The organism is Pseudosulfitobacter koreensis (assembly GCF_024733015.1).
GTDB classification, from domain to species: domain Bacteria; phylum Pseudomonadota; class Alphaproteobacteria; order Rhodobacterales; family Rhodobacteraceae; genus Pseudosulfitobacter; species Pseudosulfitobacter koreensis.
In genome coordinates, this window is the sequence record NZ_JANKJG010000001.1 from 45780 (window position 1) to 58813 (window position 13034).

General features: G+C 64.2%; 13 protein-coding genes. 7 read left to right on the top strand and 6 right to left on the bottom strand.

Going from position 1 to position 13034, the window contains the following annotated elements; all coding sequences use genetic code 11:
* Positions 1 to 18: 18 nt before the first annotated feature.
* Positions 19 to 384 carry a hypothetical protein gene (locus NTA49_RS00280; RefSeq protein ID WP_258292648.1) on the bottom strand — a complete coding sequence of 122 codons (366 nt, stop codon included), beginning with the start codon at positions 382 to 384 and terminating at the stop codon, positions 19 to 21.
* 197 nt (positions 385 to 581) lie between these two features.
* Between NTA49_RS00280 and NTA49_RS00285 the strand changes: the two genes are divergently transcribed.
* Positions 582 to 1556 (top strand): glutathione S-transferase family protein, encoded by a 975-nt coding sequence (locus tag NTA49_RS00285; RefSeq protein WP_258292649.1) that lies wholly within the window; start codon positions 582 to 584, stop codon positions 1554 to 1556.
* Here NTA49_RS00285 and NTA49_RS00290 read toward each other — a convergent pair whose 3' ends face one another.
* Entirely contained in the window at positions 1557 to 1934 is a 378-nt protein-coding gene (locus tag NTA49_RS00290; protein WP_258292650.1) for a response regulator, read from the bottom strand.
* Between the two features lie 201 nt (positions 1935 to 2135).
* Here NTA49_RS00290 and NTA49_RS00295 point away from each other — a divergent pair, with 201 nt between their 5' ends.
* The 5 genes from NTA49_RS00295 (at position 2136) to NTA49_RS00315 (ending at position 6815) form a co-directional block, all read left to right on the top strand.
* Positions 2136 to 3065 (top strand): threonine-phosphate decarboxylase, encoded by a 930-nt coding sequence (locus NTA49_RS00295; RefSeq protein WP_332844270.1) that lies wholly within the window; start codon positions 2136 to 2138, stop codon positions 3063 to 3065.
* Positions 3065 to 3973 carry an adenosylcobinamide-phosphate synthase CbiB gene (gene cbiB / locus NTA49_RS00300; protein ID WP_258292652.1) on the top strand — a complete coding sequence of 303 codons (909 nt, stop codon included), beginning with the start codon at positions 3065 to 3067 and terminating at the stop codon, positions 3971 to 3973. The genes NTA49_RS00295 and cbiB overlap by 1 nt, the downstream gene beginning before the upstream one ends.
* A 12-nt stretch (positions 3974 to 3985) precedes the next feature.
* Entirely contained in the window at positions 3986 to 5149 is a 1164-nt protein-coding gene (locus NTA49_RS00305) for a lytic murein transglycosylase (protein ID WP_261368048.1), read from the top strand.
* A 12-nt stretch (positions 5150 to 5161) separates the two neighbouring features.
* Entirely contained in the window at positions 5162 to 5551 is a 390-nt protein-coding gene (locus NTA49_RS00310) for a rhodanese-like domain-containing protein (protein ID WP_258292654.1), read from the top strand.
* 121 nt (positions 5552 to 5672) lie between these two features.
* Entirely contained in the window at positions 5673 to 6815 is a 1143-nt protein-coding gene (locus NTA49_RS00315) for a PRC-barrel domain-containing protein (RefSeq protein ID WP_258292655.1), read from the top strand.
* Between the two features lie 57 nt (positions 6816 to 6872).
* On the opposite strand, the gene smc is transcribed toward NTA49_RS00315, so the two are convergent.
* Together smc and NTA49_RS00325 are read right to left on the bottom strand one after the other, a co-directional pair.
* Positions 6873 to 10328: a chromosome segregation protein SMC gene (gene smc / locus NTA49_RS00320; RefSeq protein ID WP_261368049.1), complete on the bottom strand. Its 3456-nt coding sequence runs from the start codon at positions 10326 to 10328 to the stop codon at positions 6873 to 6875.
* A 182-nt stretch (positions 10329 to 10510) separates the two neighbouring features.
* Entirely contained in the window at positions 10511 to 10900 is a 390-nt protein-coding gene (locus NTA49_RS00325) for a hypothetical protein (protein WP_258292657.1), read from the bottom strand.
* Between the two features lie 112 nt (positions 10901 to 11012).
* Here NTA49_RS00325 and NTA49_RS00330 point away from each other — a divergent pair, with 112 nt between their 5' ends.
* Complete coding sequence (locus NTA49_RS00330) at positions 11013 to 11780, top strand: FadR/GntR family transcriptional regulator (protein WP_258292658.1); 768 nt, start codon at positions 11013 to 11015, stop codon at positions 11778 to 11780.
* Between the two features lie 82 nt (positions 11781 to 11862).
* Here the strand turns inward: NTA49_RS00330 and NTA49_RS00335 are convergent, their stop codons facing one another.
* On the bottom strand, positions 11863 to 12432 hold the full coding sequence (locus NTA49_RS00335; protein ID WP_258292659.1) for a F0F1 ATP synthase subunit B: 570 nt from the start codon (positions 12430 to 12432) through the stop codon (positions 11863 to 11865).
* 4 nt (positions 12433 to 12436) lie between these two features.
* Positions 12437 to 12988 (bottom strand): F0F1 ATP synthase subunit B', encoded by a 552-nt coding sequence (locus tag NTA49_RS00340; RefSeq protein ID WP_258292660.1) that lies wholly within the window; start codon positions 12986 to 12988, stop codon positions 12437 to 12439.
* Positions 12989 to 13034 lie beyond the last annotated feature (46 nt).

Consider the following 13034-nt stretch of genomic DNA (forward strand, 5'->3'; position numbering starts at 1 on the left):
GCGCCCAAGCCGCCAGAATCACATATCGACGACAGGCTGATCCGTCAGCAGGGCAACCGGCGCATCCGCCGCCTGTTCGAAATCCAGCGCAGGCTTGTCGGCCACGGCAGTCGCGCGCTTGAACTCATAGATCATCTCGCCCGCCTCTTCATCCGTCGCGATAATCAGACACTGGAACAGATGGATCGCCCCATCGTACAGATCGGCATAGCCGCGCAGATAGGGAGCGGTTGCGGCATCGACCGAAAATCCGGTCTTCCACATGCGCAGCACCGGATAGGTTTGTCCGTCGATGTTCACACGCAGGCGCGACGCCTTCTTCAGGCTGAGCAGACGGGCGCTGTCCAGTCCGGCCTGAACCTCTTTTGGCAAAAATGTCGTCATGATTTACCCCACTCTCTTGCCTTTTAAAATTGGCGTTACTCTGCCCCGCATCAAGTGAAATTATTATGAATTTTCAATTGCTGCGCTGCGGCTGTTGCAGAAATGTGCGCTCGCGCAGGTGGGCTGCGCGGTGACGGGTGATGTGCCTCTGCCCCTCCGCGCCCTAGGTTCAATACAAAGAACTGAGGAGAAATGACATGGGTTTGCTCGTAGACGGCGAATGGCAAGACAAGTGGTACGACACCGACAAGACGGGCGGCAAATTTGAACGCTCGAAATCCGAATTCCGCAACTGGATCACTGCAGACGGCGCGGCAGGACCATCCGGCGAGGGGGGCTTTGCCGCTGCATCCGGGCGGTATCACCTCTATGTTTCTCTGGCGTGCCCCTGGGCGCACCGCGCCCTGATCTTTCGCAAGCTCAAGGGGCTTGAGGATCACATCGGCCTGTCAGTCGTGCATCCCGAAATGCTGGGCGATGGCTGGACCTTCGACACCGACTACGAGGGCGCGACCGGCGACACGCTCTTCGATCTGCCCTTCGCGCGCGACATCTATACCCGCGCCGACCCCAAGTTCACCGGGCGCGTAACCGTGCCGATCCTGTGGGACAAAGAGCGTGGCACCATTGTCAGCAACGAAAGCTCGGAAATCATCCGGATGCTGAACAGCGCCTTTGACGGGATCACCGGCAACACCGACGATTACTGGCCCGCAGAGTTGCACGACGCGATCGAGCCCGTAAACGACCGCATCTACGACACGCTGAACAACGGCGTCTACAAATCCGGCTTCGCCACTTCGCAGGACGCCTATGACGAGGCTGTGCATCCGCTGTTCGACACGCTGGACTGGCTGGAAGACCGCCTGAGCCAGAACCGCTACCTGATGGGCGACCAGATCACCGAGGCCGACTGGCGGCTGTTCACCACGCTGATCCGCTTCGACAAGGTGTATCACACCCATTTCAAATGCAATCGCGCGCGGATTACCGATTATCCCAACCTCTGGGCCTATACCCGCGAGCTTTACCAATGGGACGGCGTGGCCGAGACCGTCAACTTCGACCATATCGTGCACCACTATTACTACAGTCACGACAACATCAATCCGCACAGGATCATCCCGATCAACCCCGCCCCCGACTACGACGCGCCGCACGGGCGCGGCTAGTCACGCAGTGTGCGCCGGGGGTCTGGCCGCGTAATATTCGACCATCGCGGCCAGATCGTCGGGCGGCGTCTCGCTCTGGACAAAGGCGCAGGCGTTCTGCGCGTGGGCAAAGATCGACCCGTCCGAAAAGAACGACGTGTTGGTCACGAAAATCACCTGCGTCTCGGGGCTGCGGTAGCTTGCGAAATCCGAGACCGCCAGCGCACTGCCGTTCTTCAGGATGAGGTCCAGAATCATGACCTCGGGGCAGGTCTCGATGATCTGCAGCGTCGCCTCGGCCTGCGTGGTCGCCACGCTGACGTCCATGTTCAGACGTCGCAGATGACGGCACCAGACGTCGGCAAGGTTGGGCTCACTTTCGACGATCAGAACTTTCATTGGCAACCCCGCACTTTCTTTCGTTACCGCCACCGCTTTCGGCAACCTGTTCCAAGACAACTCCGACCAAAAAGTTAACAACTTATTAACTAGAAGGGGAAAACCCTAACAAGTCGTGAAAACGGTCGAAAGCGGCTTGTTTTTGCCATCGGCCCGGTGTGAATAGGGCGAAAATCGGCCCATATGGCAAAGGAACACAGCGTGATGCAAAAGCGGGATCACGGCGGCAACCTCGATGCGGCGATGGCGCGCTTTGGCGGGGGGCGCAGCGATTGGATTGACCTGTCCACGGGAATCAACCCACAGCCCTATCCGGTCCCGTCCCTGCCCGAAGACGCCTGGACCGCCCTGCCTGACGCCACCGCCACCGCAGGGCTTGAAGCCGCCGCGCGCATCTTCTGGGCCGTGCCGGAGGAGGCCGCAATTCTGGCCGCCCCCGGTGCCTCCTCCCTGATCGCGCAGATCCCGCGTCTGGCGGCACCGGGCAGCGTGGCCATTCCGGGGCCCACGTATAACGAACACGCCGCCGCATTTCAGGCCCACGGCTGGGACGTGCAGTTGCAAGGTGGGGCGCAGGTTCTGGTCAACCCCAACAACCCCGATGGTCGGATATGGTCTGCGGGCGACCTGCACGGCGACCTGCGGGTGATCGACGAAAGCTTTTGCGACGTGACGCCCCATGCGTCCCTGATGGCACAGGCGACCACTCCCGGCACCGTGATCCTGAAAAGCTTCGGCAAGTTCTGGGGGCTGGCGGGCCTGCGTCTGGGCTTTGCCATCGGCGACCCCGCTCTGATCGGCGCCTTGCGCGAGATGCTGGGGCCTTGGCCCGTGTCTGGCGTGGCCCTTGCAACAGGCACCGCGGCCCTCCTGGACCCCGACTGGGCACGGCAAACCCGCGCACGACTGGCCCAGGATGCCGCCCGTCTGGACGATGTGATGACCGCCAAGGGTGCTGCAATCGCGGGCGGCACCGATCTTTTCCGTCTCTACGAGGTCGATAACGCAACCCACTGGCGCGACCGTCTGGCCGAGGCGCATGTCTGGAGCCGGATCTTCCCCTACTCCGACACATGGCTGCGTCTGGGCCTGCCCGCGCCCGACCGCTGGCCCCAGATCGAGGCCGCCTGATGGACACCGCCCCGATCCTCATCTGCGCCCTGCTGCTGGACGCCGCCTTGGGCGAACCCGCGTGGCTCTGGAAACGTCTGCCGCATCCCGCCGTGCTGATGGGCCGCGCCATCGCGGTCCTCGACCGGCGGCTGAACCACGGCCCTGACCGAAAAGCACGCGGCGTCGCGGCCCTTGCCCTTCTGGTGCTGGGCGGCGGCGCGATTGGCGGCGTGTTGTCCCTGTTCGGCCCGGTCGTGGTGACGATCGCCGCCGCGATCCTGCTGGCGCAGCGCTCGCTGGTGCAGCACGTCAGCGCCGTGGCAGACGGATTGCGTATGTCGCTGGCGCAGGGCCGCCGCAACGTCGCGATGATCGTCAGCCGCGACACCACCGCCATGGACACCAGCGCCACCGCCCGCGCCGCCATTGAAAGTGCTGCGGAAAACCTCAGCGACGGGGTGATCGCCCCCGCCTTCTGGTTCCTGATCGGCGGCCTGCCCGGTCTCGTGATCTACAAGGTGGTGAACACCGCCGACAGCATGATCGGCTACCGCACCGAAAAATATCTCGACTTCGGCTGGGCCGCCGCGCGCATGGACGATCTGCTGAACTGGGTGCCTGCCCGGCTGACCGCGCTGATGATCGCAGCGCTTTCCGGCGGGTTGCACCGATGGTCCGACATTACAGACGACGCCCACCGCCACCGCAGCCCCAACGCAGGCTGGCCCGAGGCCGCGATGGCCCGCGCGCTGAAGGTGGCCCTTGCCGGTCCGCGCAGCTATGATGGCACGATCCAGCCGTTGTCTTGGGTCAACGCAGGCGGACGTGTGCCGCTGACACCCGCAGACATTGACGCCGCCTGCGCAATCCTGTGGAAGACATGGGGTGTTTTTCTGGGCCTCACCGCCCTCGTACTCTTGCTTTGAACTGGACCCCATATGCTGCGCCTTGCAACCCTCGCCCTTTCCCTGACCCTGCCCATGGCCGCATTCGCCCAATGCGGCGGCGCGTTCTCGGAGTTCAAATCGGGCCTGAAAGCCGAAGCCGTCAGCATGGGCATCCCTCCCGCCTCAGCCGACGCCTTCCTGTCGGGCGTGCGGCAGGACGCGTCGGTGCTCAGGGCGGATCAGGCGCAGGGCGTGTTCCAGAAACCCTTCATCGACTTCTCGCGGCACCTGATCTCGTCCCAGCGTCTGAACAAGGGACAGCAGCTGGCCGGTCAATACGACAGCACCTTCGACCGGATCGAGACGACCTACGGCGTCGACCGCTCGGTCCTGCTGGCCTTCTGGGCGTTCGAGACCGATTATGGCGCGTTCCAGGGCGACTTCAACACTGCCAACGCGCTGGCGACACTGGCCCATGACTGCCGCCGCCCCGAACTGTTCCGCCCACAAGTGCTGGCCGCGATGCGCCTGCACGCCGATGGCCAGTTTGATCCGCGCACCACGACAGGTGCATGGGCGGGCGAGATCGGCATGGTGCAGATGCTGCCGCAGGACATCATCGAAAACGGCGTCGACGCCGATGGCAACGGGCGCGTGGACCTCAAAACCTCCGCCACCGACGCGCTGCATTCGGGCGGCAAGATGCTGCAACATCTGGGATGGCAGGCAGGCCAGCCCTGGCTGCAAGAGGTAACCGTGCCCACCACGATGGACTGGGCACAAAGCGGGCTGGAGACGGTGAAATCCACTGCCTACTGGCAGGCACTGGGCGTGGCGGCGCGCAACGATACGCTCGCCGATCTGCCCGCATCGCTGATCCTGCCGCAGGGCCACAAGGGGCCTGCCTTCCTCGCCTACCCGAACTTCAACGTCTATTTCGAATGGAACCAGTCGTTCACCTACGTCCTGACCGCGGCCTATTTCGCCACCCGCCTTGGCGGTGCGCCCATCTATGACGCGGGCAACCCCGATACCGGCCTCGACAGTGCCCAGATGAAACGCCTGCAACACCGCCTCCAAGACAAGGGCTATGATGTCGGCGACATCGACGGCATCCTGGGCGCGGGCACCCGCGCCGCCGTGAAAGCCGAGCAACAACGCCTCGGCCTGCCCGCAGACGCATGGCCCACGCCCGCGCTGCTGAACCAGATCTGAAGGATACCGCCCATGCCCCTTACCAAAACCAGCGCCCAGATGGTCGCCGACGCCCGCGCCCGCATCGAGGAAATCGAAACCGCCGACCTGATCGCCATGGTCAATGACCCGAGCGTGCAGATCGTCGATCTGCGCGACCCGCGCGAACGCGAGCGCACGGGCTTCATCCCCGGCAGCTTTCACTGCCCGCGCGGCATGCTGGAATTCTGGGTCGATCCTGACAGCCCCTATTTCAAGGACATCTTCGCCGAAGACCGCAAGTTTGTCTTCCACTGCGCATCGGGCTGGCGGTCTGCCATATCCGTCGACACCCTGAACGACATGGGGTTCAAGGCCGCCCACCTGAAGGACGGCTTTTCCGACTGGGTCAAGCAGGGCGGCCCCGTCGAAACCAAGTCCTGAGCGGCTTTCCGTCACCGCAGGCGGTTTCCCGCTCTGTGTTCTGAAGGGCCGCGACAGGGTGGGAACCGCTTTCAATGATCGGCGTTCTCCTGAGATACGTTTTCAGGATCAGGAGGATCAAATGAAACATTTTCTAGCAACCACCGCAGCCGCCGCACTGATGGCCACAACCGTCTATGCCCAAACCGAAATGCAATCGCCCTTCGTCGACAGCACCGCAGAGAACGTCGCAAGCGCCCAGACCGTGCGCGCGTCGAACCTGATCGGCAAATCCGTCTATGTGACGCAAGCCGAGGTTGATGGCCTTGAGGTCGACACCGACGCAATCGAATGGGAACGCGTCGGCGAGGTGAATGATCTGATCATGAGCCCGGATGGCGAAGTCAACGCCGTCCTTCTGGACATCGGCGGGTTCCTCGGCATCGGTGAACGCAGCGTCGCACTCAGCGTCGATCAGGTGAAACTGGTCAGCGGCATGAATGATGGCGGCGAATACTACGTCGTCTTCAACGGCACGCCAGAAACTCTGGAAAATGCGCCCGAGTATGACAGCACCATGATCGGCACCTGGGCCGAAGACAGCGATGCAAACGCCGGTGCCACAGAGGGTGCCGCCGTCGATCCCGCGATGACCGACACCGATATGTCCGCCGATGCGGACGCGCAGACCGGTGATACGGCAATGACGGAAACGGCGACCGCCGACACCGAACTGCAGACCGATGACACGACGATGGCCGATACCGACGCCACCATGGATACGGATGCAAACGCCGACATGACCGCCGATACGGACATGAACGCAGACGCGGATGCGCAAGCGACCGATCCGGCGATGGCAGACACCGACACCGCGACCACCGAAGAGATGAGCACCGACACCCAGGTCATCACGACGGACAACGAGGCATCCACGTCCGAAGGTAACCAGGACGGCCTCTACGCCGCGACACCGCCGAACGTGGCGGTCGAGGGCTGGTCGCAAGTCCAGTTCGAGGATCTGACGACCGACGATCTGACCGGCGCAGTGGTGATGGACGCCAACATGGAAGACATCGGCGAAGTCGCCGAGCTTTATATGTCGGATGACGGTCAGCTGACCGGTGCACGTCTGGATATCGGTGGTTTCCTGGGCATCGGCGAAGACCACGTGCGCGTGGACATGCAAAGCCTGAACATCCAGCGTGAAGGCGATGCAGGCCAGTTCCGCGTCTACGTCGACATGACCGAAGAAAGCCTGAAAGCGATGCAAGAGGCAAAGTAATCCCGCCTCCTTACACATACTACGCCCGTCCCCTGACCGGGGGCGAGCGTTTTTGTTTCAGGCGACCAGCTTCGCCGCCTTTTTCAGATCGACCGACACCAGCTGGCTCACGCCCTGCTCGCCCATCGTCACCCCGAACAGCCGGTCCATCCGCGCCATCGTCACCGCATGGTGCGTGATGATCAGGAACCGCGTGTCGGTCTGGCGGCACATCTCGTCCAGCAGATCGCAGAACCGCGTCACGTTGGCGTCGTCCAGCGGCGCGTCCACCTCGTCCAGCACGCAGATCGGTGCGGGGTTGGCCAGGAACACCGCAAAGATCAGCGCCATCGCCGTCAGCGTCTGCTCGCCTCCCGACAACAGGCTCAGCGTCGACAGCTTCTTGCCCGGCGGCTGGCACATGATCTCGAGGCCGGCCTCAAGCGGGTCATCCGATTCCACCATCACCAGATTGGCCTCGCCGCCGCCGAACAGATGCGTGAACAGCAGGGAAAAGTTGCTGTTCACCTGCTCGAACGCGGTCAGCAGACGCTCGCGCCCTTCGCGGTTCAGACTCGCGATGCCCGAGCGCAGCGTCTTGATCGCCTCTTCCAGATCGGCCTTTTCGCTGACCAGCGTGTCGTGTTCCTCCTGTACCTCGCGCGCGTCTTCCTCGGCGCGCAAGTTCACGGCCCCCAGGGCCTCGCGCTGGCGTTTCAGGCGGTTCACATCCGCCTCCAGCGCATCCGATCGCGGCATCTGACCGGGGTCCACATCCAGTGCCGTCAGCAACTGGTGCGGCGCCTGCTGCTGCTCTTCCGCGATCCGCTCTGCTGCGGCCTGAACCGTCTCGCGCGCCGCCTCCGCGCGTGCCTCTGACGCCGCGCGGGCCTCGCGTGCCTCTGACGCGGTGCGCTCCGCGTCCCGCTCGGCCACGGTCGCCTCGCGCAATGCGGCTTCGGCCAGGCTCAGCGCATCGGTGGCTGCGGCCTTGCGGTCTTCGGCCCCGTCCATCATTTCCGACAACTCGGCGCGTTTCTCGGCCAACTCCTCCGGCAGCGCCTGCGCCGCCTTCAGCTCAGCTTCGGACTGCGCCTTGCGCCCGACCAGTTCGGCGCTGCGCTTCTCCGCCGTCTCCAGCCGGTGCCGCCAGCCCGAAAGTTCCTTGGTCACCTCTTGGCCCCGGCGGGTGCGCGCCTCGCCCTCGCGGCGCAACTCGTCCTGCGCCGACCTGCGAGACATCATCGTGATCCGCGCCGCCTCGACGGTCATCCGCAGGTCTTCGACTGCCGCACGCGCCTCGTCCACATCGTCCAGCTCTTCCAGCGCCCGCTGCGCCTCCAGCACGCGGGCACGGGCGGCCATCGCCTCTTCCTCGTGCCGCTTCACCGCCAGCGACAGGGATTCCAGCCGCCCCTCTGCCAGATTGCGATCCGCCTCGGCTCGGCTCAGCGCGCGGCCTGCGTCGGCCACCAGACGATCCGCCTCGCGCCGCGCCTCGCGGGCGGCCTTGTCGGCGTTGGACAATTCCGCCAACCACGCCGTCAGCGCCTCGTGGGCCGCGCGCGCGCCCTCGGCCCGCTGGCTGGCATGCTCCAGCCCCTGCTTCAATTCCTCCAGCCGGTTCAGCTGCTGCAACCGCAGCGCCGCCGCCGACGGCGCATCCTCGGCCCAGGCGCGAAACCCGTCCCAGCGCCACAGATCGCCCTCGGGAGAGACCAGCCGCTGGCCCGGCTTCAACTGCTCCTGCAGGCGCCCCGCATCCTCGGCATCACACAGCCCGATCTGCGACATGCGCCGCGTCAGCACCTCGGGCACCGACACATGCTGGGTGATCGGCGTGACCCCCTGCGGCAGAGCCTGATCGTGGTCATAGACCGGCAGCACAGCCCAGCCCGACGGTCCATCACCATCGACCTGCGGCGCGCGCAGATCATCGGCCAGCGCTGCCCCCAGCGCCTTTTCAAATCCCTTTTGCACCTGCAACCGGTCCAGGATCTGGCCACCCTCTGCCGTGTCCCGCTCGACCAGCTTGGCCAATGCGCCCACTTCGGCGCGCAGCGCGTTCATCTCGCCCTCGGCTTCTGACCGCTCGCCGCGCGCTTCCGCCTCGCGGTTTTGTACATCGGCGCGGGCGGTCTCGGCGGCGGTCAGCGCGGCGTCGGCGCGCTGCGCCGTTTCCTCGGCCACGCGCGACGCCTGCTCTGCCGCTTCGAAATCCGTGCCCGCCTTGGTCAGCGCAGCTTGCGACGCGACAACCGCATCGCGCGCCTTGGCCGCCTCGGATTCCGAGCGTTCCTGCGTCTTGCGGCTGTCATCAAGCAGCCGTTGCGCCGACCCGTGCCGTGCCGACAGCCGTGCGACATCCTCGGTCTGAACCCCCAGATCCGCCTCGCGCGATTGCAGCACAGATGCAGCCTCGTGCGCGGCATCCACGGCTGCCTCCAGCCGGTCATCGTGCCCTTCGGCCCCCTTGCGCAGCTCGGCCTGTTCCCATTCCAGCCGCTCGATCGTCTCGCCCGCGTCGCGGTTCAACCCGCCCTCGCGGTCGATGTCGCGGGCCAGTTGGTCGATGCGGCTGACCAGCGTTTCAATGGTCCGCTGCGCCTGTGCCTCTTGGTCCGTCAGCGTGTCGCGCTGCACGATCAGCCGTTGAACCAATGCGGCGGCAATCGCCTCTTCCTCGCGCAGCGCGGGCAATCCGTCCTCGGCAGCACTGCGGGCGCGCGTGGCGGCCTGCACACGTCCTTCGGCCTGTGCTGCGGCGGTGACACGGGCGCGCAATGCCTCGTCTGCAGTCGCGCGGGCATCATCGGCTTCGCGCCAGCGGCGGAACAGCAACATGCCCTCGGTCCGGCGCAGTTCCGTGCCGATCTCGCGGTAGCGCGCCGCCTGCCGCGCCTGCCGCGCAAGCTGCGCCAGCTGTGCCGCCAGCTGTTCGACCACGTCGTCCACGCGGGTCAGGTTGGCTTCGGCACCCTTCAGCTTCAGCTCGGCCTCGTGACGTCGCTGGTACAACCCCGAAATCCCCGCAGCCTCTTCCAGAATACGGCGACGGCTTTTTGGTTTGGCGTTGATCAGCTCGGAAATCTGCCCCTGCCGCACCAGCGCCGGCGAATGCGCCCCGGTCGAGGCATCGGCGAACAGCATCTGAACATCGCGCGCCCGCACGTCCTTGCCGCCCGCCTTATAGGCGCTGCCGACGTCGCGGGTGATGCGGCGCACGATGTCGATGTGGTCATGATCGTTGAAGCCCGCGGGCGCCAGCCGGTCCGAATTGTCGATGTGCAGGCTGACCTCGGCAAAGTTGCGCGCAGGCCGCGTCGCCGCCCCGGCAAAGATCACGTCCTCCATCCCGCCGCCGCGCATCGCGGTGGGTCGGTTTTCGCCCATCACCCAGCGCAGCGCTTCCAGCAGGTTCGACTTGCCACAGCCGTTCGGCCCCACGACGCCGGTCAGACCATCAGCGATGATCAGATCGGTGGGGTCCACGAAGCTTTTGAAGCCCGTCAATTTCAGTTTGGAAAAGCGCAAATGCGTGCCTTTGGTCCGATTCCGGTGCACCCAAGGATGAAGGAGCCTGCGTCGGCCTGTCAACGGGAACCGCTAGGGAACGCGGTTTGTCCCGCAGTTATCCACAAGATATTGCGGGCTTGCGGTGTGTAAGGCAACAGCCATACTCGCGCCCAGGCGCAGTTCCGGGCGATTTGGTCACCCTAGATCGGGTCGCAGCGGTATACTCCTTGCGCACCCGGCGCATTGACGGCGCGGCATTCGTAATGCACCCCCGGCGTCATCGTCCGCTTCCACGGGTCGGTGCCGCAGTCCAGCAATCCAGTCGCCAGCGCCTGATCGCCGCGCACCTCCGTCACCCTGCACCCCGACACCTGCTGCATCGCCACGCCTGCCCTGTCCTGAATCGGGCCGAAACCCGGGGCGTATTCTGGGTTTATCCGCAAAGCCTCTGCCAGACGGTCACGAACCCGCACGTCAAAGGTCGACCCCTCGACGGTGACACGCGTGGCGGGCAGTCCGCGAAAATGCGGACCGGGGGTGTTGCAGGCCGCAAGCAGCAATGAGACAACGATGAGGAATAAGGTACGCATTCCGGCAGATTACGTACAACACGGTTAACAAAGTCTGAACGCATCTCGGACCACCCCTTTACGCCCAGGGGTTCGCGGTCATATAATTTGACCAATTTCCCAAGGATGCCCGATGCCCTTTCGCCCTGTCACCCCTGAAAAACTCTCGTCCGCCGTGGTGCGCCAGATCGAAAAGCTGATCCTGCGCGGCATCCTGCGACCCGGCGAGCGTCTGCCATCGGAACGCGAATTGGCCGACCGCATGGGCGTGTCGCGCCCATCCTTGCGCGATGCGATCGGTAGTTTGCAGGAAACCGGGCTGCTCGCCGCCCGCCCCGGCGCTGGGATCTATGTGGCCGACGTTCTGGGGTCGGCGTTTTCGCCTGCCCTCACGCAGCTTTTCGCGCGCCATGACGAGGCCGTCTTCGACTACCTGTCGTTTCGCCGCGACATGGAAGGGCTGGCCGCAGAGCGTGCCGCACGGCTGGCGTCGAACACCGATCTGCAGGTGGTGCAAACCATCTTCGACAAGATGGAAGCGGCCCATCCGGCCCGCAACGCCGATGCGGAAAGCGCGCTGGACGCGCAGTTCCACATGGCCATCGTCGAGGCGTCGCACAACGTCATCATGCTGCATATGATGCGCTCGATGTACGATCTGCTGCGCAATGGCGTGTTTTACAATCGTCAGGTCATGTTCAAGCAACGCACCACCCGCAGCGCCCTGCTGGACCAGCACCGCGCGATCAACGACGCGGTTCAGGCGCGGGACCCCGACGCGGCGCGCCGCGCGGTCGAGACGCATCTCGATTATGTCGAGCGCGCCCTGCGCGACCAGCAAAAGGCCGAGCGCAACGAGGATGTGGCCCGGCAGCGGCTGGATCACGAAACCCACACCTGACGACATCCATGGCTCTGCTCAAAAACGAAAAAACCCGAGGCGCGAACCTCGGGTTTCTGAATTCTGGCAGATCCAGTCAGGATCAGTGCAGTTTTTCACCAGCCTGCGTGATGGCGTCGTCGATCAGCTTGTTGCCTTCGGCGGCGGTCATCTGCTTGGCGATCACGTCGCGCGCGGCTTGCACGGCGATGGTCACCGCACGGTCGCGGACTTCCTTGACGGCGGCAGCTTCTGCCGATGCGATCTGACCCTCGGCGGACGCGATGCGGCGCTCGACGGATTTCTTCAGATCTTCACGGGCTTCTTCGGCTGCGGCCTGCGCTTCTTGCTTGGCCGATGCGACGATGCGGTCGGCCTGGCCCTGGACTTCCTTTTGCTTGCGCTCGTAGCTGGCAAGCAGTGTCTGGGCTTCTTCACGCAGCGCGCGCGCTTCTTCCAGTTCGGATTTGATGCCGGTGGCGCGGCCATCCAACATTTCCACGATCTTTCCGGGCACCTTGAAGTACACCAGAATCCCGAGGAAAACCAAGAACGCCAGCAAGACCACAAAGTCAGTGTTGCGCAGCGAAAAGAACGGGCCGGTTGCCGCGAATGCGGGTGATGCCGACAGGACGAGGGAGAGGGTGAGGGACTGTGCGATCAGTTTTTTCATCGTCTTATCCCTTCATCCGCGCGTTGACCGCAGCCGTGACGGTGCGTGCATCTGCGTTTCCACCCATCGCCGCGACGATTTCCTTGGCGGTGTCCTTGGCGACGTCCTTGACGGCGGCCAGGGCCCCCTCGCGGATTTCGGCAATGGCTTTTTCGCCCTCGGCTGTGCGCACGGCAATCTCGGCGTCGGCTTTTTTCATCGCCGCTTCAAGATCGGCTTTCATGTCGGCCTTGGCGGCGTCGATGATGCGGCCTGCTTCCAGACGGGCATCGACCAGTGCCTGATCATAGGCGGCTTCGGCCTCATGTGCCTTGGCTTTCAGGTCTTCGGCAGCCGCGATGTCATTGGTAATCGTGCCCTGACGTTCGGACAGAATGGCCGAAATCCGGGGCAGCGCGATGCGTGACAGAATAAAGTAGATCACGACCAGGGCAATGAGCAGCCAGAAGATCTGGTTGCCGAACCATGCGTCGCAAAGCTGCGGCATGCCTATGGCACTGCCATATGCATCCGTGCAAAGTCCTGCGGCCTCAAGGTCAATCGGTTCAGTTGCCATCACGGCCTCCTGTCAAACAATCAATCCAATGGGCGGCACGGCTGAC

Bases quoted from the DNA above. Each gene is read 5' to 3' on its own strand.
- NTA49_RS00280 (WP_258292648.1), bottom strand. From the start codon at position 384: ATGACGACATTTTTGCCAAAAGAGGTTCAGGCCGGACTGGACAGCGCC.
- NTA49_RS00285 (WP_258292649.1), top strand. From the start codon at position 582: ATGGGTTTGCTCGTAGACGGCGAATGGCAAGACAAGTGGTACGACACC.
- NTA49_RS00290 (WP_258292650.1), bottom strand. From the start codon at position 1,934: ATGAAAGTTCTGATCGTCGAAAGTGAGCCCAACCTTGCCGACGTCTGG.
- cbiB (WP_258292652.1), top strand. From the start codon at position 3,065: ATGGACACCGCCCCGATCCTCATCTGCGCCCTGCTGCTGGACGCCGCC.
- NTA49_RS00305 (WP_261368048.1), top strand. From the start codon at position 3,986: ATGCTGCGCCTTGCAACCCTCGCCCTTTCCCTGACCCTGCCCATGGCC.
- NTA49_RS00310 (WP_258292654.1), top strand. From the start codon at position 5,162: ATGCCCCTTACCAAAACCAGCGCCCAGATGGTCGCCGACGCCCGCGCC.
- NTA49_RS00315 (WP_258292655.1), top strand. From the start codon at position 5,673: ATGAAACATTTTCTAGCAACCACCGCAGCCGCCGCACTGATGGCCACA.
- NTA49_RS00325 (WP_258292657.1), bottom strand. From the start codon at position 10,900: ATGCGTACCTTATTCCTCATCGTTGTCTCATTGCTGCTTGCGGCCTGC.
- NTA49_RS00330 (WP_258292658.1), top strand. From the start codon at position 11,013: ATGCCCTTTCGCCCTGTCACCCCTGAAAAACTCTCGTCCGCCGTGGTG.
- NTA49_RS00335 (WP_258292659.1), bottom strand. From the start codon at position 12,432: ATGAAAAAACTGATCGCACAGTCCCTCACCCTCTCCCTCGTCCTGTCG.
- NTA49_RS00340 (WP_258292660.1), bottom strand. From the start codon at position 12,988: ATGGCAACTGAACCGATTGACCTTGAGGCCGCAGGACTTTGCACGGAT.